The organism is Natronospira elongata, from assembly GCF_034931365.1.
Lineage (GTDB): Bacteria > Pseudomonadota > Gammaproteobacteria > Natronospirales > Natronospiraceae > Natronospira > Natronospira elongata.
The window spans coordinates 25,532-49,727 of sequence record NZ_JAYGII010000004.1; the positions used below are offsets into that span (position 1 = coordinate 25,532).

The following is a 24,196-nucleotide window of genomic DNA, read 5'->3' on the forward strand; positions in this document are numbered from 1 at the left end:
CGCTGCCCCCTCAAGCCCTGGGCAAGGTAACACCCCGCTGCCCCTGGTACTTGCCACCCCGGTCCTTGTAGGACACTTCACAGACTTCATCCGATTCCAGGAAAAGCATCTGGGCCACACCCTCATTGGCGTAGATCTTGGCCGGCAGGGGGGTGGTGTTGGAAAACTCCAGGGTCACATGCCCTTCCCACTCCGGTTCCAAAGGCGTGACATTGACGATGATGCCGCAGCGGGCATAAGTGGACTTGCCCAGGCAGATGGTGAGTACCGAGCGGGGAATCCGAAAATATTCCACCGTGCTGGCCAGGGCAAAGGAGTTGGGCGGAATGATGCAGACATCCGATTCCACATCCACAAAGCTCTTGTCGTCGAAACCCTTGGGGTCAACGATGGCCGAGTTGATATTGGTGAAAACCTTGAAATGCCGGGAGCAGCGAACATCGTAGCCGTAACTGGAGGTGCCGTAGGAAATCAGGCGCTCTCCGTCAGCCCCGGTCTTGATCTGACCCGGTTCGAAGGGCTCGATCATCCCCTCCTGTTCCGCCATCCGCTTGATCCAGCGATCGGATTTGATGCTCACAACGATTTTCTCCCTCGGGTTTGTTGGCTTCGATCCGGCACAGAACCGATCGACGGAATCATACCGGTCAAGTAGCTTGAGTGAACAGTGAACAGTTCCCAGTGAACAGCAAGCCATGCCAACGTGGGATACCTGCCGTTTCCTGATGAATCGTTGCCACAGCGAACCATAAGCTTGCCCGTGCTCCGCCGAAGCGGCACGGCATCTTCACGGGCACTGCCAGCTGTTCACTGGGAACTGTTCACTCCCAACATTTCAGTCATCCACGACTGAAATGTTGGGAAATGCTGCCTCCGCTTCCCCGCCCTGGGTCGCCAGCTCGCGGGCCATGCGGCGGGCCATGTCGCGATAGCGTTGGGCGACGGGGCCCTCCGGGTCCACGACCACCGTGGGGCGGCCGCCGTCGACTTCCTCTCTGATGCGCGGGTCCAAGGGCAGGCTACCCAGCAGGGGCGTTTCGAACTGGGCCGCCAGGCGCTGGCCGCCGCCCTCGCCGAAGATGGACTCCTCATGGCCGCAATTGCTGCAGATATGCACGCCCATGTTTTCCACAATCCCCAGCACCCGGACATCCACCTTCTGGAACATTTTCAGGCCCTTGCGGGCATCCAGCAGGGAAATCTCCTGAGGCGTGGTCACGATCACCGCGCCACTCACCGGGACACGCTGAGCCAGGGTCAACTGAATGTCGCCCGTGCCCGGGGGCATGTCCACCACCAGATAATCCACATCACCCCAGTCGGTGTCGGAAATGAGCTGGTTCAGGGCCTGGGTGACCATGGGCCCGCGCCAGACCATGGGCTGCTCCGGATCCATCAGAAAACCCACCGACATGACCTTGAGGCCATGGGCCTCAAGGGGCTGCATCTTCTTGCCATCCTGGGTGGTGGGACGGCCCGAGGCGCCCAGCATCTGGGGCTGGCTGGGACCATAGATATCCGCATCCAGCACCCCCACCGAGGCACCCTCGGCGGCCAGCGCCAGGGCCAGGTTGGCTGCGGTGGTGGATTTACCCACCCCGCCCTTGCCCGAGGCCACGGCGATAATATTCTTCACCCCGGCCATGGGCCGCAAACTGCCCTGCACCGCATGACTGGCGATCTCCCAGTCGATCTCAATGCTGACCGCCTCGCCCAGCCGATCCCCCAGCCACTCGGCGGCGGCTTCAGCCAGAGCCTCACGGAGGCCGGCGGCCGGGTAGCCGAGGGTCAGGCGCAGGGTCAGTGGAGACTCCGCCTCCACGGTCACTCTTGCCCCGGCCAGGGCCCGGCCCAGGATGGGGTCGTCGAATTCGGCCAGCAGGGGCTCTAGGCGATCGAGAATCTCGCTGCTCATGGTCCTTCCGGGGTGTGATTGGGAGGTGGCGGCATTCTAGCAAATACCGGGGCGGGAATTCGCCGGACTGCTGCCCCAAGGCCAGCTATGGCATAATAAACCGCTTAATTTTCCCGCTTTTTTCATTGCAACCGGAGCCCGTCCGCTCATGAGCGACCAGCGACGCCGGATACTCGTCACCAGTGCCCTGCCCTACGCCAACGGTCCCCTTCACCTGGGGCATCTGCTGGAGTACATCCAGACCGATATCTGGGTGCGCTTCCAGAAGATGCGCGGGCATGAATGTCATTACGTCTGTGCAGAGGATGCCCACGGCACCCCCATCATGCTCAAGGCGCGCCAGGAGGGCATCAGCCCCGAGGCCCTGATTCAGCGATTTGCTGACAGCCACAAGGCGGATTTCGATGCCTTTCGGGTGGACTTCGACAACTATCACACCACCCATTCGGACGAAAACCGGGCACTGGCGGAGACCATCTACAAGCGCCTGCGGGATGCCGGGCATATCGAATCCCGCAGCATTCGCCAGGCCTATGACGAGCAGGAAGGGATGTTCCTGCCTGATCGCTTCATTCGGGGGGAATGCCCCAAGTGTGGCGCCGAGGACCAGTACGGCGATTCCTGTGAAGTCTGCGGGGCCACCTATTCCCCGGCAGAGCTGAAGAACCCGGTTTCGGTGATTTCCGGCACCACGCCGGTGGAGCGGGAATCGGAGCACTATTTCTTCCGCCTGGCGGATTTCGAGGCCATGCTGAAGGAATGGACCGGGGCTGATGGCCGGGTTCAGAACAATCTGCAGGAAGCGGTCTCCGCCAAGCTTCGGGAATGGTTTGATGCCGGCCTGCAGGACTGGGACATCTCCCGGGATGCCCCCTACTTCGGCTTCGAGATCCCCGATGCCCCCGGCAAGTATTTCTATGTCTGGCTGGATGCCCCCATGGGCTACATGGCCAGCTTCCGCCAGCTCTGTGATCGTCGCGACGACCTGAACTTCGATGACTTCTGGGCCGCCGGCCAGGAAGAAAAGACCGAGGTCTATCACTTCATCGGCAAGGACATCATCTACTTCCATGCCCTGTTCTGGCCGGCCATTCTGCATGGCGCGGGCTTTCGCCGGCCCACCGCCGTCTGGGCCCACGGTTTTCTCACCGTGGACGGCCAGAAGATGTCCAAGTCCCGGGGTACCTTCATCCAGGCCCGCACCTGGCTGGATCATCTGGACGGGGAATACCTGCGCTATTACTTCGCCGCCAAGCTCTCCGACCGGGTGGAGGACATCGATCTCAGCCTGGCTGATTTCACCAGCCGGGTGAACTCGGACCTGGTGGGCAAGCTGGTGAACATCGCCAGCCGCACGGCTGGCTTCATTCGCAAGAAATTCGATAACCGCCTGGGCGACACCATGGAGGCCGAGGGCAAGGCCCTTTACGAGGAAGTGGTCGCGGCCTCGGAAGAGATTGCCGCCGACTACGAGCGCCGCGCCTTCTCCCAGGCCATGCGCAAGATCATGGCCCTGGCTGACCGGGTGAATCAATATGTCAGCGAAAAGGCCCCCTGGACCCTGGCCAAGGATGAATCCAGGCTGGCTGAAGTGCAGGCCATCTGCACCGCCGCACTGAATCTTTTCCGGGTGCTCACCGGCTACCTTCGCCCGGTCGTCCCGGCCCTGGCCGAGCGGGCCGAGCATTTCCTGAATATCGAGGCCCCGCGCTGGCAGGATCTGGCCGAGCCGCTGCTCGATCACGAGATCCGCAAGTTCAAGCCCCTGCTCACCCGCGTGGAATCCGAGCAGATCGACAAGCTGCTGGAGGCCTCCAGGGAAAATCTGGAGGCCCAGACCGCTGTCGATGCCGGCAAGAAGAAACAAGCACCCCAGGAGAAGAACGCCGTGGATGATCTGGCTCCGGAATGCACCATCGATGATTTCATGAAGGTTGACCTGCGTGTGGCCAAAATCGTCAAGGCCGAGCATGTGGAAGGCGCCGACAAGCTACTCTGCCTGCAATTGGACATTGGCGGCGAGACCCGCCAGGTCTTTGCCGGTATCAAGTCTGCCTATGCCCCTGAAGACCTGGAAGGCAAGCTGACCGTCATGGTCGCCAACCTCAAGCCCCGGAAGATGCGCTTCGGCCTGTCCGAGGGCATGGTCCTGGCTGCCGGTGACGGCAAGAGCCTGCATATCCTCGAACCGGATTCGGGGGCAACGCCGGGGATGCGGGTGAAATGAGCTGCGAGCTGCGAGCTACGAGCAACGAGCTACCCGGCGCCGGCTCGCAGCTCGTTGCTCGTAGCTCGTGGCCCGCCCGGCTGATCGGCAGGGGGCAATTAGCAGGTATGCGCCTAGACGAGGCCCCAATGATCATCAGTTCCGACACGGCGAGGGCACAATGACCGACCTGGCGTTGATCCTCCTGGCCACCGTGCTGGTGAACAACTTCGTTCTGGTCCAGTTCCTGGGCCTGTGCCCCTTCATGGGGGTGTCGCGCAAGCTGGAAACGGCCGCCGGCATGGCCCTGGCCACCGCTTTCGTGCTCACCATCGCCTCGGTGGCCGGCTACCTGGTGAACGCCTTGCTGCTGGCGCCCCTGGGTCTTGAATACCTGCGGACCATTGCCTTTATCCTGGTCATTGCCGGGGTAGTGCAGTTCACGGAACTGGTGGTGAAGAAGACCAGTCCATTGCTGTATCAGGTGCTTGGCATCTTTCTGCCACTGATCACCTCCAACTGTGCGGTACTGGGGGTGGCCCTGTTGAATGTGCAGGAGGCTCACGGATTTTTCGAATCCGTGGTTTTCGGCTTCGGCGCGGCGATCGGCTTCTGCCTGGTGCTGATCCTCTTTGCCGGGCTGCGCGAGCGCCTCGCTGCCGCCGATGTACCCATCCCCTTTCGGGGTGCCGCCATCGGCCTGATCACGGCGGGGATGATGTCTTTGGCGTTCATGGGTTTTTCGGGCTTGGTCGCTGGATGACGATACTGGAGCCATCGAAAATGCTGGAAAAGCTGGCCTCGCGCAAAGACGCAGAGAAAGCAAGAATGAAGGGAGGCTTGTGCCGACCTGCGATGGGAGAGGTTTTGACCTCAGCCCCGCCATTTGATGGCATGGTGGAAGCTAAGACCTCTCCCACAACGGTTACTCCTCCCCCACAATAGTTTTTCCCTCTGCGTCTTTGCGTCTCTGCGCGAGATCGCCTTTTATCTTGTTGAGCAATCAGACAATGATCGAAGCAGTGCTCACACTCTCTGGCCTTGCCGCCGCCTTCGGGCTGGTGCTGGGATTTGCGGCGGTGCGTTTTCGCACCGAGGGCAATCCCGTGGCCGATCAGGTGGACGCCCTGCTGCCCCAGACCCAATGCGGGCAATGCGGCTTTCCCGGCTGCCGGCCCTATGCCGAGGCCATTGCCAACGGTGAGGCGGACATCAACCAATGCCCCCCCGGTGGCGAAGCCACCATTACCGCCCTGGCCGATCTCCTGGACCGGGAAAGCAAACCACTGAACCCGGAAAATGGCGAGGAAGCCGCGCCGACAGTGGCCGTCATCGATGAAGATGTCTGCATCGGCTGCACCAAATGCATTCAGGCCTGCCCGGTGGATGCCATTCTGGGGGCCGCAAAGCAGATGCATACGGTCATCGAGTCGGAATGCACCGGCTGTGACCTCTGCATTGAACCTTGCCCGGTGGACTGCATTGACATGGTGCCACGCCGCCAGGACATCGGTGACTGGCAGCCGCCATTCCCGGATGAAATCCCGCAATGGCAGAATAAGCAGTGAAAAGTTCACTTCCCGAAACTGGCACGGCAGACTAGACCTTCCACCCAAGCAGGCAAGCGGCACGCGAATGGAAAACCCCCAATCACTACACGGATTTCCTGGCGGCCTTGCGCTGGATCCGCGTAAGGCGATGTCCACCGAGCAGCCATTGCTGCGCTTGCCGCTGGGTTTTGAGTACGTCCTGCCTCTGCTGCAGCATGAGGGGGACCCCGCCGAGCCGGTGGTGGCGGTTGGGGAGCGGGTCCTGCGGGGCCAGGTAATCGCTCGTGCCGAGGGCTATTTCAGCCTGCCCATCCATGCACCCACTTCAGGCACCGTCACTGCCGTCGAGCCCCGCCCCATTCCCCATCCTTCCGGCTTGCTTGCCGACTGCATCGTGATTGAGGCCGATGGGCTGGACGAGGAAGAGCAGAGCCGCCCGGCCATTGAAAACCCGGCAGCGGTCCATCCCTCCCGGCTGCGCAATCGCCTTCGTGAGTGTGGCGTTGCCGGGCTTGGCGGTGCGGCCTTCCCCACCCATGTCAAACTGAATCCAACTGGTGAGCGCCAAGCAGAAGTGCTGATCATAAACGGCGCCCAATGCGAGCCCTATATCAGCTGTGATGACATGCTGCTTCGGGAGCGGGCCGATGAAGTCATTGCCGGTGTGCAAACCATGCTTGTCGCCCTGGATTGTCCCAGGGCGCTGGTCGCCATAGAGGCCGACACCCCTGAAGCCATGGCGGCAGTGGATGCAGCCATTGAAGCCTCGAAGGATGAGCGCATTGAGCGGGTCATGGTGCCCACCGTCTATCCCGAAGGCGGAGAACGGCAGCTGATCCAGACCCTGCTGGGTCGAGAGGTGCCCAGTGGTGGCTTGCCCATCGATGTGGGTGCCATTTGTCACAATGTGGGTACCGCACTGGCTGCCTGGCGAGCGATCCATTACGGTGAAGCCCTGACCGAGCGTGTGGTCACCGTGACCGGCGAGGGGGTGCACCAGCCCCGCAATGTCATCGCCCGACTGGGAACACCGGTGGCTGATCTGCTGTCCTTCTGCGGCGGCTATACGGGTAGCGCGGAGCGGCTGATCATGGGTGGCCCCATGATGGGCTTCGCCCTCAGTAATGACCAGATCCCGGTCGTCAAGGGCAGCACCTGCGTTCTGGCTGCCAGTGACACGGAAGTAGTGACGGAGAAGCATGCCATGCCTTGCATTCGCTGCGGCGAGTGCGCGGAAGTCTGCCCTGCCAGCCTGCTGCCGCAACAACTCTACTGGCACGCCCGGGACCGGGACCTTGAAGAGGCCGAGGCCTACCATTTGTTTGACTGCATCGAATGCGGCTGCTGCGACGTGGTCTGCCCCAGCCATATCCCCCTGGTACAGTACTTCCGGGCGGCCAAGACCGAGATCTGGGCAAGGCAGCAGGAAAGACAGAAATCCGAGCTTGCACGCCGCCGCTACGAAGAGCGTCAGGCCCGCCTGGCACGAGAGGCCGAAGAGAAGAAGCGCCGCCTGGAGGAAAAGAAAGCCAGCCTGGCGGCCCGCAAGAAGGGGGACAAGGAAGTGAAATCCGAGATCGACGCCATCCTGTCTCGCGTCAAGGCGCGCAGGCAACAGGACAGCGGCGAGAAGGGCGACTGATGCGATTCACGACCGGACCAGCGCCCCATCTGGCGCCCCAGAATTCAGTCACCACCATGATGCTGCGGGTGTTGCTGGCGCTTGTTCCGGCACTGCTGGCCTGGGTCTGGTTCTTCGGCTGGGGCATTATATTCAACATCATCATTGCCTCGACTGTTGCCGTGGCCGCCGAAGCGTTGATGCTTTATCTTCGCGGCAAGCCCATCCAGCGCCACCTCCTCGACCTGAGCGCAATTGTCACAGCCGTTTTGCTGGCCTTCTGCCTGCCACCGACCACCCCCTGGTGGATCACGGTGACCGGTGTAGCCTTTGCCATCATCTTCGCCAAGCACCTCTATGGGGGGCTGGGACACAACCCCTTCAACCCGGCAATGGCCGGCTATGTGGTTCTGCTCATTTCATTCCCGGTGGAGATGACGCAGTGGTTGCCACCGCGTCAATTGGTCGACGATGGGAACTTTCCCAATGCCTGGGCGCAACTGGTCGCCATTCTCACCGGTGAGCTGCCGGGAGCCACCACCCTGGATGCCATCAGCCGAGCCACGCCCCTGGACGTGATGAAAACCGAGCTGGGCATGGCCCGTACCATCGCCGAAATCACCGCCGACCCCCGCTTCGGCGATATGGGTGGCTACGGCTGGGAGTGGATCGGCAATGGCATCATCATTGGCGGTCTGTGGCTCATCTACACGAAGGTCATTCGCTGGCAGATTCCGGTGGCGGTGCTCGCTGGCGTCCTGCTACCGGCAACCCTGTTCTATCTGATTGACCCGGACAGCCACGCTTCACCGGCCTTCCATCTGTTCAGCGGCGCCACCCTGCTCTGTGCCTTCTTTATCGCCACGGATCCGGTGTCGGCAGCCACCACTCGGCTGGGTCGGCTGATCTACGGGGCGGGTATCGGGGTGCTGATCTATGTGATCCGGACCTGGGGCGGATATCCCGATGCGGTTGCCTTCGCCGTCTTGATGATGAATATGGCGGTACCGTTGATTGATCGCTATACCAAACCGAGGGTTTATGGGCATGAGAAATAGGCTCTTCAGGCTTCAAGCTTTGGGTTCCGGGATTCCGGCATGAGCGCACAACAATCCCGCCTGATCCGTTCCATGGCCATCGCTGCCGTATTGCTGGCCGCCTTTGCCTTGGTCGGGGGTGGTCTGGTAGCCCTGACCGAGCAGATGACCCGAGATCGGATTGCGGAGAATGAGCGCCGGGCCCGATTGGCCAGCCTGCAGGAAATCCTGCCTGCCGATCATTACGACAACGATCTGGTCAGCGATACCGTGGAGCTGGCGGATGGGACGGGCCTGAGTCTGGACACTCCGGTTATGGTTCACCGGGCCTTCGAGGACGGTGAGCCGGTGGCGGCCATCTTTCCGGTGGTGGCACCGGATGGCTATGGCGGCCCCATTCACATGCTGATGGGTGTGCGCGTGGATGGCCGGCTGGCGGGTGTGCGGGTCACCCGGCACTCGGAAACGCCGGGCCTTGGAGACCCCATTGAGGTTCGCCGCTCGGATTGGATCCACGACTTCGAGGGTCGATCCCTGGGCGAGGAGCCGGAGAAGAAATGGCAGGTGCAAGCCGATGGCGGCGAGTTCGACCAGTTTACCGGCGCCACCATCACCCCCCGCGCCGTGGTCCGGGCTGTACGCCGAGGTTTGGTATACTTCGAGGCGAACAGACAACTGATTTTCCCCGAGACTGCCGAAGAAACCTCAAGTTCCCGGTGAACCGTCCACTCTCTTATGAGCACTTACCGCGACATCGCCCGCGAGGGCCTGTGGACCAACAACCCTGGCCTGGTGCAGCTACTGGGCCTGTGCCCTTTGCTGGCGGTGACCGGCACGACCATCAACGGTCTTGGGCTAGGGATCGCCACGACCATTGTCCTGATCGGCTCCAACCTGGCGGTATCCTTCATTCGCCACGCGGTCCATCCGGAGATACGGATTCCGGTCTTCGTCATGATCATCGCCTCCCTGGTCACGGCCGTGGAACTGGCCATGAACGCCTTCTTCCATGACCTGTACCGGGTTCTGGGGATATTCATTCCGCTGATCGTCACCAATTGCACCATCATTGGTCGGGCGGAAGCGTTCGCTTCCCGCAATCCCGTGCCACGTGCCTTTGTCGATGGCCTGGCCATGGGCCTGGGCTTCACGGCGGTTCTGGTGGTCCTGGGGGCCATGCGGGAACTGCTTGGGCAGGGGACCTTGCTGGCCGGCGCGGAGATGATGTTTGGCGCAGCCGTCGACCTCACGCTTCAACCCATTCCCGCCTATGACGGCCTGCTGCTGGCGGTCCTGCCGCCCGGTGCCTTTATTGGGCTGGGATTGCTGGTCGCGGCAAAGAACTGGATCGATGCCCGACAACAGCGAGCATCCGCCAGCTCGGCCAAGGAAGCCAGAGCATGAACCGGGAAAAGCGGACGGAAATCTTTCAACGGCTGCGGGCCGCCAATCCCGAGCCCACGACCGAGCTCAACTACAGCGGGCCCTTTGAGCTGCTGGTTGCGGTGCTGTTGTCAGCCCAGGCGACTGATGTGGGGGTCAACAAGGCCACAGCACGCCTGTTCCCCGTGGCCAATACGCCGGAGAGCATTCTGTCCCTGGGTGAGGAAGGACTCAAGGAGCACATCAAGACCATTGGTCTGTACAACAGCAAGGCCGCCAATCTGATCAAAACCTGCAGGATTCTGCTGGAAAGGCACGGTGGCGAGGTCCCCAGAGATCGAAAGGCACTGGAAGCCCTGCCGGGGGTTGGTCGCAAGACGGCCAACGTCATCCTCAATACGGCTTTCGGGGAACCGACCATCGCAGTGGATACTCATATTTTCCGGGTCGCCAACCGCACCCGCCTGGCCCCCGGCAAGACCCCTCGCGCGGTGGAAGACCGCCTTCTCAGGACCACCCCGGCGGAATTCAAGAAAGATGCTCACCACTGGCTGATCCTGCATGGCCGCTATGTCTGCAAGGCCCGCAAGCCCGATTGCTACAACTGTCCCATCGCCGACCTGTGCGAATGGCCGGAGAAACCCGTATGAGAGAGCTTGTCACTTGCCCCTATGTTCGACGCTAACCGAGATCAGATCCGGCAGATGTTCATCCAGACCTGGGCCAAGGCACAGGCCGGGGAACCCCTCCAGGACCTGGAAAGAATCATCGCTGACGTGATTCAGGAACACCCCGAGTATCACCGCTTGCTGGAATCCGGTGAGCGGGGTGTCGCTCAGGAGTGGACCCCCGACACGGGTGAGGAAAACCCCTTCCTGCACATGGGCATGCACATCACCATTCGGGAACAACTCAGTACCGACCGACCGCCGGGTATTCGGGAAGCCCATACGGCCCTGTGTCAACGGCTGGGCAGCGTCATGCGGGCAGAGCATGAGATCATGGAAATCCTGGGCGATGTGCTCTGGCAAGCCCAGCGTCAGGGCCTGCCCCCCGACGAGAAACACTATCTAGCCCGCGTGCGTCGACTCGCCGGCCTGTAACAAAACAATCCTGCCCGCGACTTGCTATGATGGACCATTGGCAATATTGGGCCAGACCGTCGCGCCCAGCGCGCCGATTAGCAGCCAAGCGGAGTAACCATGTTCAGAAGAACCAGTCTTTCAATGACCATTGCCGCCATTTTCCTGCTCGGGCTTTCCCTGAGTCTTCCCGCCGCGGCCGGGGACCGAGAGAAAATCATCGAGGCCCTGCAGGAGCATCTGCCCAATCTGCCCATCGAGGAAAGCCAGCTCTCCCGGGCCGATGTAGACGGCTGGTGGGTGCTGCGCGTCGGACCGGACATTGTCTACGTGGACGACTCCGGTGAGCATCTTTTCCAGGGGGATCTGATCCACCTGCCCAGCCGGGACAACCTGACTGAGCGGGCCCGTGCCGACGCACGCCGAGACGTTCTGGCGCAGGTAGACCCAGACAGCCGCATCAGTTACCCGGCGGAGAACGAGCAATACAGCGTGACCGTATTCACGGATATTGACTGTGGTTATTGTCGGCAATTGCACCGGGACATGGATGACCTGAATGAGGCCGGGGTTACCGTCCATTACCTGTTCTATCCCCGCGGCGGCGAACAGAGCCCGGCCTGGGAAAAATCGGATCGTGTCTGGTGTGCTGATGACCGGAATGCGGCCATGGACTATGCCAAGAGCGGAGGTACACCGGACAGCGATGTCTGCGATCAGACGCCCACGGCGAATCATTTCCAGCTAGGCCGCCAGATGCAGGTCACGGGCACCCCGGCAATCATCACCGATTCCGGTCATATGATCCGCGGCTACCTGCCGGTGGCGAGGATGCTGGACGAGATCAGATCCCACGAAGGGGATCGCTGAGCCAGTCCCTTACCGCCTATCCCCTGGGGTGATGGGACTGGTGCAGGCTCTTGAGCCGCTCTCGAGCCACATGGGTATAGATTTGCGTCGTGGAGACATCACTGTGCCCCAGCAGCATCTGCACTACTCGCAAATCTGCCCCGTGGTTCAGTAGATGGGTTGCAAAGGCATGGCGCAGGGTATGAGGTGAGAGGCCGCTGGATATGCCGGCCCGCTGCGAGTAGCGCTTGATGATGTGCCAGAATGCCTGACGCGTCATGCTCTGGCTGCGGCGGGTCGGAAACAGGCAGGGGCTCTCGCGCCCCCCCAGGATCTGTTGACGTGCTTCACTGACATAGCGGTGCAACCACCCCTGGGCCTCCTCACCAATGGGAACCAGGCGTTCCCGGTCGCCCTTGCCCCTGATTCGAATGACGCCCTGCTGGAGGTTGACCTGGTCCAGGCGCAGCCCCACCAGCTCGGAGACCCGCAAACCAGTCGCGTAGAGCAGTTCTAGCATGGCCCGATCTCGAAGGCCCAGGGGCTTGTCCGTTTCCGGCGCGGCCAGCAGGGCCTCGACTTCTTCTTCTCCGAGGGAACGGGGCAGCGGGCGCCCCAGACGTGGCATGTCAATTTCCGCCGAGGGGTCGTCACTGCGCTGCCCCTCTCTGACAAGAAAACGGAAAAAACGGCGAATGCTGGAGAGCTGCCTGGCCGTGGATCGCGGCCGGGCGCCCTTCTGGACTCGCCAGGCCAAAAACTCCAGAATATCCTCTCGCTCCAGAGCCACGAGGTCGAGTTGCTGAGCCTCAACCCACTGGCGCAAGTTCTGGAGGTCGGCCCGGTACGCCGAAAGAGTGTTCTCCGACAAGCCGCGCTCCATCCACATGGCATCCAGGAAACGCTCGATAGGCGCATCGGTGGCAGACTTGGTCGGGCCTGTCTCTTGATCCATGCCTTTCGCCTTGATCGTGGGTGTTGGGGGATAAACTAACTGGATATTATGTCAAAATCAAACCCTACTGCTCGCCCACCGTACCGAAAGTCGTCTCCACGCAGTCCCTGGCGCCTGTTGGCCATCATCAGTCTTCCTCTCGGCATGGGCTGGGCACTGCTGAGCACGCCGGTCATCGTCCTCGCACCCGGCAGGCAAAGACGGCGCCAATTGGCGAGCTTCGCCAGTCGCGTATTGCTGCGGATAATGGGGCTCAGACTGGAGCTGGAGGGACTGGACCGGATGCCCGAGGACAGTTGCATCGTGGTCGCGAACCACGCCTCCTATCTGGACGGGATTATCCTCACCGCCCTGCTCCCGCCCCGCTTCAGTTTCGTAATCAAGCGGGAAATGGCCTCGGTACCGCTCGTGGGGTTGCTGCTGCGTCGACTGGGTTCCCTGTTCGTCGACCGCTCCGGCAGCCTGCGTGGACGCGGTGACAGCCGCACCATATTGCAGCGTGCAGCCCGGGGGGATGCCATTGGCATGTTTCCGGAAGGGACCTTCACGCAAGAACCCGGCTTGCTGCCCTTTCGTGCGGGTGCCTTCGTCACCGCTGTCCGGACCGGGATGACCGTTGTGCCGGTGACCATTCGCGGCAGCCGTCAGGCACTACCGGCACGGATATGGCTACCTGCGCCCGGCCGGATCGAGGTCATCATTCATCCAGATGTGCCCCCGCGGGGAAAAAGCCGAACGGAAAGGCTGCGGCTCCAGCAGGAAGCTCGTCGTCGAATCCTTTCGGAACTTCCTGAGCCGTGTCGGGAGCGGGATCAATCCTGAGGGCGTCAACAAGATCCCAGACCAGGGCTTCTTGAGCCTGGCTTGCGGCCCGTCCTTCCTCGGTCGCGGTGAGTTCAACAGTCACCAGCAGAGGTAATCAGCAGCCACAAAAAAGCCCCGGCGATGCCTCACCGGGGCTTGACCACCTGCAAACCAGCAGAGCGACTTACTGCTCGCGGAGCTGCCGCTCTTCCTCCACAAAGGAAATCCATTGTCGAGCCTGGCGTTCGGCGTCTTCATACTCCATGGCGCGGCTGAAGGCCGTGTGGGCGCGATCCCATTGCTGCTGCTCGGCAGCGGCTCGGCCCATCAACACGAGGGCCATGCCGGGACGGTCCAGCCCGCCGAGCTCATAAGCTCTTGTGGCGGCAGATTCCAGCTGCTCCCACCTTCCTCGCTGCTGCTCAAGCTGAGCGATACGGAACCAGGGCTCACCGCTGCCCTCCACTTCGGCCAGCTCTTCCAACACGGATATGGCCCTGTCGGTCTCTTCAGCACGAACGTAGGCGTTTGCCAACTGGCCGAGATAGCGCTCGTTTCGAGGCACCTCGCCAGCGTCCATTCCCGCAGCCAGGACCTGTGCGCCTTCGAAGGGCGCATTCTCGAACATGTAGAGCCGATAGAGATTGACGTAGTGGTCGGTATCGTCGAACAGGCCCTTACGATAAGGGACGGCGAGCGCACCAAGCGCACCTTCCTCATTGCCCAGCTCCATGAACATGCCGAACAGCTGATACCAGTAACGCATGTTGTCCGGCCAATGCTCAAGCATGTCCTGAAGCGTATCAGCCGCTTCCTGGAATTCCTCCAATTCAGCGTGAATCGTAAACTTCACCCGATAGAAGGATTCATTCGGCTGTTCAGAGAGCTCGATGGCCGTATCAATATACGGCAAGGCCTCACGAAACTGATTGAGCTGGAGATGGGACTGGGCCGCCAGTTGGTACACCCGAGGGCGGGGCCTGAAATCCTCGATATTCTCTTCGCCATAGGCAAGGTAGCGATCGATGTACTCGATCGACCGTTCGAAGTTCTCTTCCATGGCGTGGAGCTGGGCGACATTCAGCAACAGATCCACCGTTGCCTCCGAACCCAGGGCATCCAGCTCAATCACACGCTCGAAATCCTCCAGCGCCTGATCAAATTCCTCCAGAGTCGAGTGGAGGAAACCGGAGGCACGCAGGGTGTGGGCCCTCTCGTGATCATTGCGGACCCGATCCATCAAACGGGTGATCTGTTCCCGGGCCTCGTCATATTCCTCTTCCTCAATGGCCTCCCAGATCCGCTCCAGACGGTTATGGGTCGTCTGGGACATCAATCCGGGACCATCCTGAGACACCGCAGGAAGACTCCAGAGTGTGAGGGCGAGAGCCAGGGACACGCCCCAGATCAGAAATTGCGCAGACCGTATCATCACTGGGCATCCTCCAGGTTGAACTCAATGGTCTGGGTAGCCTGACGCTCCACAGGACGACCATCGACGATACGTGGCCGGAAGCGCCAGCGGGTAATGGCCCGCAGGGCTGCCCGATCGAACAGTCGGCGGGGTTCCGATTCAAGCACACGCGGATTGGCGACGGAGCCGTCCTCGCGAATGGTGAACTCAACCCGGACCCAACCCTCAATGCCCTGCATCAGGGCCTCTCGGGGCCATTGGGGCTCGATTCTGACGATCGGGACCACATCCCCATCACCTGAACCCTCACCACCGCTGCGCCCACCAACGAAGGCACCGCCTTCCATCCCCGTGGGGATATCGAGCTGGGGCATATCGAAGTCCATCTGGGGAGCATCCGGTGGCTGATCCTGCTGAATCTCCATTTCCGGCGGCGGCGGCGGCGGCTCCGGCTCATCAGGTTCTTCCGGCCGCTGTCTCTGACGCTCTCGAACCTGCTCGTCCCGCTCGACGCGGATGAAATCAATCCGTTCGCCGTCATCCAGACTCGGGGCGCCGTCCTCGTCGGTCATGATCATGCGCTGCATGAATACGAACAAGAGCACCGCCACGACCACACCACCTACCAGTGCCATCAAATACCGCATTACAACTGTCCTCCCCGGCCCTCGGTGGCGATGGCAATATCCGTCACACCGGCACGGCGGACTTCATCCATCACCTCAATCACACGGCCGGTTGTAGCCGTCTCATCAGATACGACAACAACAGTGCTCTCCGGGTTCTGTGAGAGCATGTCTTCCACCATCGGTCGGACCTGGCCCAGTTCGATATTCTCCTGGTTCATCCAGATCTCACCTGTGGGGGAGACGCCGATCAGGATATTGCCTCGTGCCTGCTCGGTTGCCGTCTGAGCTTCGGGGCGCAGGGGATCAATCCCCGTCTCCCGGATAAAGGAGCTGGTCACGATGAAAAAGATCAGCATGATGAACACGATGTCCAGCATCGGCGTCATGTTGATCTCGTCGTCTTCCTCAGCCTGAGCTTGTACCTGTCTTCTGGCCATGTCTCTACCGTCTGTCAGAGTCGCCCTGACGGGGCATCAGCCCCGTCAGTTAGTGGCGATGGAAACATTGTCGGCACCAGCGCGCCGGGCCTGGTCAATAACGCGAACCAGGAGCCCGGACTCGGCATCCGGGTGTGCGGACACGACCACTGGTGCGTCCGGGTTGGCCGACAGCAGGTTTTGCACGTTGGCCTCAACCGCCCGGATGTCCACGGTCCGGTTATCCACCTGAATCTGGCCCGCTTGCGTGATCTCGATAAAGACCACATCCACTTCCTGCTGAACCTCGGCGGGCTCGTCGGACGGGCGGTCCACATCAATACCAAACTCTCTCGCGAATGAAGCGGTCACGATGAAGAAGATCAGCATGATGAAGACAATATCCAGGAGTGGGGTCACGTTGACCTCGGCGCTTTCCTCCTGTCTACGATGCTTTCGCCGCATGGTTGTTTACCCCTCAGTGATACCGGAGCAGGTCCGCAGCCCGCTCAACCTCTACCTTGGCACGCTTGTCGAGACTGGCGCCGAAGTAGAGGCCGGACAGTGCTGCCACCATGCCGGACATTGTGGGAATGGTTGCCGCGGAGACACCACCCGCCATGGCGCGCGGGTTCCCGGTTCCCAGGACCGTCATGACATCGAAGACCTGGATCATACCGGTCACGGTGCCGAGCAGCCCCAAAAGGGGCAGCACGGCAACCATGGTCTTGATGTAAAAGATGAACTGACCGGCATCCACGCGGATTTCCGACAGAAGTCTTTCGCGAATCTGTCGCGCCTGCCAACTGTCGTGGTCCGACATGTTGTTCCAGGTCTCCAGCGCCTTCTGAGTCTTGGCGGGCTGGACCATCCGGAAGTACCAGAGCCGCTCCAGGATGAATGTCCAGAGCAGGATGGTGACTGCCAGGATGGCCCAGAGCACATCCCCGCCCGCCTCAAAAAAGTCGCGGAGTGCCGCGTATGATTCAGCAATCCAGATCATTTCTGTTTTTCCGCATGGCTAGCAATGATCCCGGTGCTCTGCTCTTCCAGAATCTGGATGAGCTTCTTGCTCTGTGCAGCCACGACGGCGTGCAGGAGCACCAGCGGAATGGCAACGGTCAGACCCATGGCGGTGGTCATCAGGGCCTGGGAGATACCGTCAGCCATGAGCTGCGGGTCACCGGCACCGAACAGGGTAATCATCTGGAAGGTGCGGATCATACCGACCACGGTACCCAGCAGACCCAGCAGTGGCGCCACGGCGGAAATGATCTTGATCGCGCCGAGTCTGGCTTCAAGTGCCGGGGTCTCCTTGAGGATGGCCTCGTCGATCTTCAGCTCCAGAGTCTCGACGTCATCGTCCTTGTTCTCGGCGTAAGCACCCATGACGCGACCCAAGGCGTTGTTGGGGTTGGGCTTGCCGGAACCGACCTGGGCCTTGATCCGCTGGCCGGCCATGGTCAGGAAGATGAGCCGCTCGAGAACCAGCAACAGGCCGATGATACCCAAGGCAATAATGACATAGCCCGGAGGACCACCCTGCTGGATGCGCTCACCCAGGGACGGCGTCTGAATCAACAGAGCCAGCAGACTGCCCCGGGAGGGGTCCACTGCCATGCCGGTGATGGAGCCTTGCTCGGCACTGTACAGGCTGCCCGCCATGCTCTGATAGCGACCGGCAGGCTGGCGACCCAGTTCAACCAGCTGCCCGGTTTCGGGCAGGTAGCGAAGGAACTTGTCCTGGTAAATGGTGTTGAACACACCGACTCGAACCACGTCCACGTCTTCACGCGTACCGTCAGCACGGACAATGGTAGTGGGGTAACGCACGACCTTGCCGGACTCGGTCATCTCTTCCTGGAACAGGAACCAGAGATTCTCCAGCTGATCGATGGAGGGCAGTGCGCGGGTTTCGGCAAGACGGGCAACCATATCGCCACGACCCGGCATCTGGGCGGAAACGATGGAGTTACGCACGATGCCCTGGGCATCACCCGATACCTGACGAACCACACCGAACAACTCACCCAATGCACCCATGCGCACCTGCAGGCGATCGTTCAGCTCGGTCAGGGCTTCTTCATTTTCTTCGAAGGACCTGGAAAGGCGATCACGACGTTGCTCCTCGCGCTCGTGGGCACGGCGTGCATCGTCCAGCATCTGTTGCTGCTCGTCGCGGGCCTCGATGAAACGACGCTCACGCTCCTGGTGCCGCTCGGCAGCCTCTGTCCGGGCTTCCCGGACCTGCTGCAGGAGCTCATCCAGCGTGGTCGCCTGCTGGTCCTGGGCCATTGCGGGGGCTGCAAACGCCACCAGGCCGAATAGAATCAGAGTTCGCTTGATGAAATTCATTGCACACGCTCCGGAGCCGGGACAGGAAGTTGCAGGATATCGACAGCGGCCTGCTGACGGGCGATGCGGATGCCCTCATTGATCGGACTCCGATAACGGTCAGGCAGTCGCTCCCAATCGCGGGTAACCGGGTTCCAGAAACCGGTCTCTTCCCGATCCAGCGTCTGGTAGGCCAGCATGAGACGACCAACCCGCAGGAAATCCACATTCCGTTCCTGGCCATTCATTTCCAGATTGCCGCGATAGGCCTCCATGTTCCGACCATACTCGGCCTCGGTCTGGTAGGCCTCCATCACATTCCGATACTTCTCGGAGATGGTCACATCAGAGCGGTCCAGGGTAGACCAGAGACGCTCGATGCGTTCCGCGCGCTCTTCCGGCAGGAAGGGCACATCCAGCTCCACGAAGCGCTCGAGGCTCTCGATCATCCGAATCATCAGCGGATAGATCTCCTGCTCGACCACTTCCACTTCTTCCAGCTGCTCTTCGAGAGAGCGCTTTTCTTCTTCCTGAGACCGGATCAGGCGCTCCACCTGGTCGTTATAGATGGAAAGCCGGTCGGTCTGCTGCCGAACGTCCAGATACTCGGACAGCATTTCACGGGTTTCCTGAGCGAGGTTGTCGACCCGCTCCTGGGAGGCCCGTGCGGCCTGACTGATCTGGCGTTCCACCTGCAGAGAGGTCTGCAGTGCCTCGGGTTGCGAAGTGGCAACCCCGGAAGCGCCGAGAAGAAGCGTGCCGGCACTGACCGCTGCTACCAGTAAACGATGTGTTTTAGGCATATCTACTACCTTGCGATTAGAAGGCGAACGAGATTGAACCAACGCCAGATCGAATCAACGAATCTGGCGTATATGGAAACCAAACTAAAGTACCAAAGTGCACTGGATCATGAAACCCATAATTCACCCATGCTTAACATCTTGTTTTAAAAGCCGTTTTAAACATTTTTGATGTAGCAAAACAACAACACAGGATTTTTTTTGGGCCATTTCGCCCGCAATCCACCAAGGGAATCGGGTCAATATGTCCGAGCCGAGCAGTCAACCATTGCTGATCAGCAGACCTTTACGATGCCACAAATCACGCCCCCGAAACCATAGGGTTGCAATCCATTTTTCACCTTCGGACACAGGCGCTCCCCGATGAATGCTGGCCGGGTCAATTTCACCGCCAGCATCGACACTGGGAAATGAAAGCACCTGCCCCGACCGGGGATTGATGCTGACCTGCCAGTCCCGAAACTCGGTTTCGCCCCCGGTGTAGTCGTCATTCAGATAAAGGATTGCCGTATGAACCCGCTGTCCGAAACGGGCAATCTCGCCTGGCTTGCCGGGCGGATCGGGTGGGCGATAATCCCGATGCCAGCGGTATTGCTGCCCTGGCTGATAGCGCAACACCACCATGGGCTCCGCCTGGGCAAGGGAAACGCCCGCCTGATGAGCCATAAGGCGCTCCAACGAGGCCACCAAGGGGTCTCTTGTGGGAACAGGTAAAAAGGCGTCGCTGCTGTCCCTGACGAGCTTGTGGAGCGCCTGGCGGTTAACCGTCGCGGGCTTCAACCCCGGACGGGCATAGTCGATCAGCCCCGCAAGCAGCGATTGGGGCAGATTCAAGTCGGATTGACGCACTGGCTGATTGAAATCGAGGGGCTCGGGTGAGCCCAGGGCTCGAATCCCGGCCACTACGTGCTCGGCAGCCTGTCTGGGCGTTGCATGGGAATCCTGATCAGCTGAGGAGCCGGTCAGAACCACCGTCCAAAGCTCGCTCAGGCACCCCAGTATCTGCTGATAGCGGGGCCCGCCTTGGTGCGCATCCACCAGGATGGCAAGAATCCGGGCTATTTCATCCGGCGTCGCATCGCTGCCAATGGCATGACACAGCCACAATTCTGCGAAATCCGCTTCACTCTCGGCGAAGGCCTCGATCCGAGGATTGGAAAGCGGTGCACCCTCACTGCGTTTGGCGAGGATGTCCAGCAACAGTTCAAGTGCCCGGGGCGTCATAGGTGGAAATCCACCAGCCCCTGGGTCTGAACATTGAAGGCCACGGTAATCCGCTCTCGCTCACCAAAATACGGGGCTGCTTCATGGAGCAGGTAGGAAGGAAACAGAATCAGATCCCCGCTTTCGAGGACAAAATTCTGACTGCCCACCGCGAATACCCCCTGAGGCTGTGCATTGCCCGCATCCATATACATATTGGAACCCGTGCGGGGATCAAAGAAACGCAGCACACCGTTGTGCTGAAACTCCGAATCCCTATCTCCCGGATCGACACAGAACACCCCGGACCAGGATGCCATGGGGTGATTGTGCGGGGCCGCGAATCCGGCACCGCGGGTCACATGAAACCAGGCCTGCGCCCTGAGCCGAACCTGGGCCATCTGTTCCTGGCTGTAGCGATTGATATCCCGAATGGCACGGAGCGTGCCGCCAAGGCAGTACTCCCGCAGTCGCTGCAAGAGCGGCTCATCACGCTCGAACAGATCCCATTCGCTTTCAAAGACCTCGCGGGTCACCGTTCCCGGTAGCACGGCATTCCCTCGAGCAGGGTCACTGGCCTCGCGAATAAACATCTCCCGGAGGGTCTCCCGCTCCTGGTCGCTCATGAGACCGCGATAACGCACCAATGGGGAGGCGAAGGCGGCCCGAATCTCCGGCTTGAAAGGGTCTTGCTGGCTCATGGAGCAATAATCACCTGTCTGCCTGATTGATTTCAAGAGCTTAAAGGGACTCTCGAAAGTCTCTCATGGATACAAAAAACCGCGGGCCCTCGAAAGGGCCCGCGGCGGATCGGCATTCAACCATGCCGTCTGGCGGCTTTAGAAGCTCTGCTGCCAGCGGGCATAGAAGAACCGGCCAGGAATGTCGTGAACAGTGCTGTCGAAGCTGTTCGCGAAACTGGCCGCGGACACGGTCGGCTCCTTGTCCAGGGCGTTCCGCACACCGAAGGTCAACTGACCGTCGATCTCACGGAAGCGATAGCTGCCCTGAACGTCGGTGAAGGTGTGACCACCCACGCGATGCTGGTGGTTACCGTCCGGGTCAATACTGCCATCGTCCAGCAGCACCGGATCCGAACAGACACCCATCACCGCCAGCGAGGGCGGGAGACCATCGCTGCAGTTCTCACCCCAGTCACCCACGTAACGCAGGGTCACGGAAGCATTCCAGGGACCACTGCTCCACATGCCAGTGAGGTTGGACTTCCAGCGCGGAATGGCCAGATCGCCCAGGTTGCGGCGTGCATTCTCGATCCGCAGCTCCTCACCGCTTTCGGCGTCCACGATGAGGCTGTCACGACGACGCACATAGGCGGCATCCCACATCAGGCCAACCTGGCCCCAGCTGTACTCGGGGAAGCGGTAGTTGACGCTCAGGTCCACACCTTCGACTTCCAGGCCGTTGATGTTGGTGAAGGAGTTACGGATATCACTGACGGCACCGCCAGAGCGGTCAACCAGATCACAGAGATCGCCCAGACCACCGTCATAACAGCCATCGAGGATGTTCTGGGCACCAATGGTAGTGATGGAGTCGGTCAACTCGATCTGGTACCAGTCCAGGGTAATATCCAGGTTCTCGATCTGGCTCGGGCTATAGACCACACCCAGCGTCCAGGACTCGGCCTCTTCCGGATCGAGCTCACCGCCTGCCGGAACAGCACCACCAATGGTCTGGCGGATCTGGGTGTTGGGCTGCTGGAAGCTACCGTCGGTGGGCACACCGTCAGCGGCACAACGTGCCACCAGATCCGGATCACTCACGCCATCCTCGACACCGTTACAGGGGTCGGAGAGGTCAGAGAAGGAGTCGCTGGCGCCCAGGAACAGCTCACTGATGGATGGCGCACGGAAACCTTCGGAGTAGGTCGCCCGAATCACCACATCGTCCACCGGGCGGTAGCGGATACCCAGCTTGCCGGTGGTGGCATCGCCAATGTCGCCGCTGTAGTCGGAGTGACGCATGGCCACGTCCACATCCAGGGAGCGGACGCCGGTCACATCAGCCAGCAGCGGCAGGGCAAATTCCACATACCCTTCCGTCACATCGAATTCACCCGCGGTGGGCTGACGGATGTTGCCGGTGGACAGACCGGCGGCGATAAAGGCATCAGGCAGGTCGAAACCGGCATGCTCCTGATACTCCACACCGGCGGCGAAGCCAACCGGACCGGCCGGCAAATCACCGATATCACCCACCAGGTTGGCGGTGAAGTTGCGCAGGGTATTGCGGCTGGCGTCCTGGGCGGTGAAGGACATGAAGTCCACCATCTCCTGGGTCATGGAGCCGGCGCCGTCCGGACCCTGACCACCGAAGAAGTTCAGGGGCACACAGTCGGCCGGACCAGGATTGGCGGGGGTACCACACTGCGGATTGTCACCGTCGATGAAGGACGGACCGAGGCCCTCGATGATGTTGTTGACGTTCAGCAGACCTTCGGTGATTTCGTCATTGCGCACGTCGGCATAGACGAAGTTGGCGTCCCACTGCCAGAAACGGTTACCGACATTGAAGTCACCTTCCAGGCCGATACCCACGCGGAGGGTATCCACGTTCTGGCTGAACACCCGGTTGCCGGACTCAATCATGCGGCGACCCAGGAACAGCAGGTTGGAGTTGGGATCCAGGTCCTGACCGAAGGGGTTGTAGATGTTGTCTTCGGAAATCACGGTGTCCGCAAACTGGGCAAAGCCGAAGGCGCCGAAGAAGATCGGCATATGAGCCAGCAGCTGCGAGGACTTCCGATTGTTGTAGAGCACCTCGGAGGTCACGCGGACGCTATCGCTCAGCTCGTAGTCACCCTGGACATAGATGGACCGGCGCTCATTGGGCGTCAGCAGGTAGTTCTCGGGCGCGAAGTTGTAGGCATGATCTGCACCGGTGTAGGGCACGAAATCATTCGGGAAGTCCGGCACCACATCGGAGCCTTCCACCAAATGAAGGTCATTGAAAGCAAAACCGTCATTGGCATCGTAGAACATGAAGCGACCCTGCGGCGTACCGGAGGAACCACGGGTAATACCGGTGCCGAACAGCGGCACGGCGGCAATCTCGCGATCACCAGCCCAGATCTCCTGCTGATCGGTGTAGCTGATGTTCATGTACACGCTGCCGCGATCACTGGTGGTACCAATGCTCAGGTCAGCCTGCAGGGTCTCGCCGTCGCCCTCGTCCCACTGACCGTAGTAGAGGCTGTATTCGGCGCCCTCAAAGTCCGAACGGGTGATGATGTTGATCACCCCGGAGATGGCGTCGGAACCGTAAACGGCGGAGGCGCCGTCACGCAGAATTTCCACCCGCTCGATCACGGTGGAGGGAATCTGGTTCAGGTCCACGGAACCACCCAGGGTGGTGGCCCAGCGGCGGCCATTGACCAGCACCAGGTTCCGGTTGGAGCCCAGGTTACGCAGGTCGATGAAGGTGGAACCGTTACCGCCGTTGTTGAAAGTGGTGTTCAGGGCGGAACCGGCAACCGGCAGGTTCTGCAGGATATCACCGATGGAAGTCAGACCACTGCGGTCGATGTCTTCACGGGAGATCTCCAGCACCGGCTGGGCGCCTTCGATGTCGGCGCGGGAAATACGAGAACCGGTCACCTGGACGCGGTCCAGCTCCCGGGCCTGTTCGTCACCGCCTTGAGCGACCGCGGCGGGTGCGGCCATGGCGGTTGCCATGCCGGCCCCGAGGGCCAGACGCACGGCATTCTTGATGGATTCGGTTTGCATTGAAAAACCCTCCTAAGCGAACGAGGTTTTCTTGCCAATTGAACCGGGCTTGTCGCCCGTGCGAGTCACACTCCTGTGCTGCCTGTTCTGCCCTGGCTCCCTGCCGGACTGTCGCAAACAGACAACTAAGCTCCTTCAGGAATGGGATAATAGCAAACCAAGCGGGGAATAAAAGGCCTTTGTTGCATTTTTTTCAACGGATTTGAGCCGCCCAAACCCCATAACTACGGGTTTTTTCGCGTTTCAATC

The 24,196-nt window shown here is 60.7% G+C and carries 24 protein-coding genes; 11 read left to right on the forward strand and 13 right to left on the reverse strand.

From position 1 onward, the window contains the following. Positions 1 to 10: 10 nt before the first annotated feature. The gene (gene dcd / locus VCB98_RS03040; RefSeq protein ID WP_346050361.1) at positions 11 to 580 is read right to left on the reverse strand and encodes a dCTP deaminase; all 570 of its coding nucleotides are present in this window, start codon (positions 578 to 580) and stop codon (positions 11 to 13) included. A gap of 255 nt (positions 581 to 835) precedes the next feature. Continuing rightward, on the reverse strand, positions 836 to 1,915 hold the full coding sequence (apbC, locus tag VCB98_RS03045; RefSeq protein WP_346050363.1) for an iron-sulfur cluster carrier protein ApbC: 1,080 nt from the start codon (positions 1,913 to 1,915) through the stop codon (positions 836 to 838). Positions 1,916 to 2,063: 148 nt separating this feature from the next. Between apbC and metG the strand changes: the two genes are divergently transcribed. The 10 genes from metG (at position 2,064) to VCB98_RS03095 (ending at position 11,664) form a co-directional block, all read left to right on the forward strand. Next, complete coding sequence (metG, locus tag VCB98_RS03050) at positions 2,064 to 4,142, forward strand: methionine--tRNA ligase (RefSeq protein WP_346050365.1); 2,079 nt, start codon at positions 2,064 to 2,066, stop codon at positions 4,140 to 4,142. Between the two features lie 160 nt (positions 4,143 to 4,302). Further along, positions 4,303 to 4,884, forward strand: a complete 582-nt coding sequence (rsxA, locus tag VCB98_RS03055; protein WP_346050367.1) for an electron transport complex subunit RsxA — start codon at positions 4,303 to 4,305, stop codon at positions 4,882 to 4,884. Between the two features lie 247 nt (positions 4,885 to 5,131). Then, positions 5,132 to 5,689 carry an electron transport complex subunit RsxB gene (gene rsxB / locus VCB98_RS03060; protein ID WP_346050369.1) on the forward strand — a complete coding sequence of 186 codons (558 nt, stop codon included), beginning with the start codon at positions 5,132 to 5,134 and terminating at the stop codon, positions 5,687 to 5,689. A 130-nt stretch (positions 5,690 to 5,819) separates the two neighbouring features. Then, positions 5,820 to 7,313, forward strand: coding sequence for an electron transport complex subunit RsxC (gene rsxC, locus VCB98_RS03065; RefSeq protein ID WP_374729185.1), 1,494 nt, complete (start codon positions 5,820 to 5,822; stop codon positions 7,311 to 7,313). Then, the gene (gene rsxD / locus VCB98_RS03070) at positions 7,313 to 8,350 is read left to right on the forward strand and encodes an electron transport complex subunit RsxD (protein ID WP_346050373.1); all 1,038 of its coding nucleotides are present in this window, start codon (positions 7,313 to 7,315) and stop codon (positions 8,348 to 8,350) included. The genes rsxC and rsxD overlap by 1 nt, the downstream gene beginning before the upstream one ends. A 39-nt stretch (positions 8,351 to 8,389) precedes the next feature. After that, complete coding sequence (rsxG, locus tag VCB98_RS03075; RefSeq protein ID WP_346050375.1) at positions 8,390 to 9,049, forward strand: electron transport complex subunit RsxG; 660 nt, start codon at positions 8,390 to 8,392, stop codon at positions 9,047 to 9,049. Between the two features lie 15 nt (positions 9,050 to 9,064). Beyond that, positions 9,065 to 9,733: an electron transport complex subunit E gene (locus VCB98_RS03080; protein ID WP_346050377.1), complete on the forward strand. Its 669-nt coding sequence runs from the start codon at positions 9,065 to 9,067 to the stop codon at positions 9,731 to 9,733. Then, on the forward strand, positions 9,730 to 10,362 hold the full coding sequence (gene nth, locus VCB98_RS03085; RefSeq protein WP_346050379.1) for an endonuclease III: 633 nt from the start codon (positions 9,730 to 9,732) through the stop codon (positions 10,360 to 10,362). Before VCB98_RS03080 ends, nth begins: the two co-directional genes overlap by 4 nt. A 21-nt stretch (positions 10,363 to 10,383) precedes the next feature. Then, positions 10,384 to 10,815, forward strand: coding sequence for a DUF1841 family protein (locus VCB98_RS03090; RefSeq protein WP_346050544.1), 432 nt, complete (start codon positions 10,384 to 10,386; stop codon positions 10,813 to 10,815). Positions 10,816 to 10,914: 99 nt separating this feature from the next. Beyond that, positions 10,915 to 11,664: a DsbC family protein gene (locus VCB98_RS03095; protein WP_346050381.1), complete on the forward strand. Its 750-nt coding sequence runs from the start codon at positions 10,915 to 10,917 to the stop codon at positions 11,662 to 11,664. 16 nt (positions 11,665 to 11,680) lie between these two features. Here the strand turns inward: VCB98_RS03095 and xerD are convergent, their stop codons facing one another. Next, on the reverse strand, positions 11,681 to 12,598 hold the full coding sequence (gene xerD / locus VCB98_RS03100; RefSeq protein ID WP_346050383.1) for a site-specific tyrosine recombinase XerD: 918 nt from the start codon (positions 12,596 to 12,598) through the stop codon (positions 11,681 to 11,683). A gap of 117 nt (positions 12,599 to 12,715) precedes the next feature. Between xerD and VCB98_RS03105 the strand changes: the two genes are divergently transcribed. Next, complete coding sequence (locus VCB98_RS03105) at positions 12,716 to 13,420, forward strand: lysophospholipid acyltransferase family protein (RefSeq protein ID WP_346050385.1); 705 nt, start codon at positions 12,716 to 12,718, stop codon at positions 13,418 to 13,420. A gap of 166 nt (positions 13,421 to 13,586) precedes the next feature. Here VCB98_RS03105 and VCB98_RS03110 read toward each other — a convergent pair whose 3' ends face one another. The 10 genes from VCB98_RS03110 to VCB98_RS03155 all read right to left on the reverse strand — a co-directional run bounded on the left by VCB98_RS03110 (position 13,587) and on the right by VCB98_RS03155 (position 23,947). Further along, positions 13,587 to 14,834: a tetratricopeptide repeat protein gene (locus VCB98_RS03110; protein ID WP_346050545.1), complete on the reverse strand. Its 1,248-nt coding sequence runs from the start codon at positions 14,832 to 14,834 to the stop codon at positions 13,587 to 13,589. Next, the gene (locus VCB98_RS03115; RefSeq protein ID WP_346050387.1) at positions 14,834 to 15,463 is read right to left on the reverse strand and encodes an energy transducer TonB; all 630 of its coding nucleotides are present in this window, start codon (positions 15,461 to 15,463) and stop codon (positions 14,834 to 14,836) included. The genes VCB98_RS03110 and VCB98_RS03115 overlap by 1 nt, the downstream gene beginning before the upstream one ends. Beyond that, positions 15,463 to 15,882, reverse strand: coding sequence for an ExbD/TolR family protein (locus tag VCB98_RS03120; RefSeq protein ID WP_346050389.1), 420 nt, complete (start codon positions 15,880 to 15,882; stop codon positions 15,463 to 15,465). The genes VCB98_RS03115 and VCB98_RS03120 overlap by 1 nt, the downstream gene beginning before the upstream one ends. 45 nt (positions 15,883 to 15,927) lie before the next feature. Further along, positions 15,928 to 16,326, reverse strand: coding sequence for an ExbD/TolR family protein (locus VCB98_RS03125; RefSeq protein WP_346050391.1), 399 nt, complete (start codon positions 16,324 to 16,326; stop codon positions 15,928 to 15,930). A gap of 13 nt (positions 16,327 to 16,339) precedes the next feature. Next, complete coding sequence (locus tag VCB98_RS03130; protein WP_346050393.1) at positions 16,340 to 16,864, reverse strand: MotA/TolQ/ExbB proton channel family protein; 525 nt, start codon at positions 16,862 to 16,864, stop codon at positions 16,340 to 16,342. Continuing rightward, positions 16,861 to 18,216 (reverse strand): MotA/TolQ/ExbB proton channel family protein, encoded by a 1,356-nt coding sequence (locus tag VCB98_RS03135; RefSeq protein WP_346050395.1) that lies wholly within the window; start codon positions 18,214 to 18,216, stop codon positions 16,861 to 16,863. The genes VCB98_RS03130 and VCB98_RS03135 overlap by 4 nt, the downstream gene beginning before the upstream one ends. Then, positions 18,213 to 18,998, reverse strand: a complete 786-nt coding sequence (locus VCB98_RS03140; protein WP_346050397.1) for a DUF3450 domain-containing protein — start codon at positions 18,996 to 18,998, stop codon at positions 18,213 to 18,215. Before VCB98_RS03140 ends, VCB98_RS03135 begins: the two co-directional genes overlap by 4 nt. Positions 18,999 to 19,259: 261 nt before the next feature. Continuing rightward, positions 19,260 to 20,222, reverse strand: coding sequence for a prolyl hydroxylase family protein (locus VCB98_RS03145; protein ID WP_346050398.1), 963 nt, complete (start codon positions 20,220 to 20,222; stop codon positions 19,260 to 19,262). Continuing rightward, positions 20,219 to 20,902 (reverse strand): putative 2OG-Fe(II) oxygenase, encoded by a 684-nt coding sequence (locus VCB98_RS03150; RefSeq protein WP_346050399.1) that lies wholly within the window; start codon positions 20,900 to 20,902, stop codon positions 20,219 to 20,221. The genes VCB98_RS03145 and VCB98_RS03150 overlap by 4 nt, the downstream gene beginning before the upstream one ends. A 138-nt stretch (positions 20,903 to 21,040) precedes the next feature. Further along, entirely contained in the window at positions 21,041 to 23,947 is a 2,907-nt protein-coding gene (locus tag VCB98_RS03155) for a TonB-dependent receptor plug domain-containing protein (RefSeq protein ID WP_346050401.1), read from the reverse strand. Positions 23,948 to 24,196 lie beyond the last annotated feature (249 nt).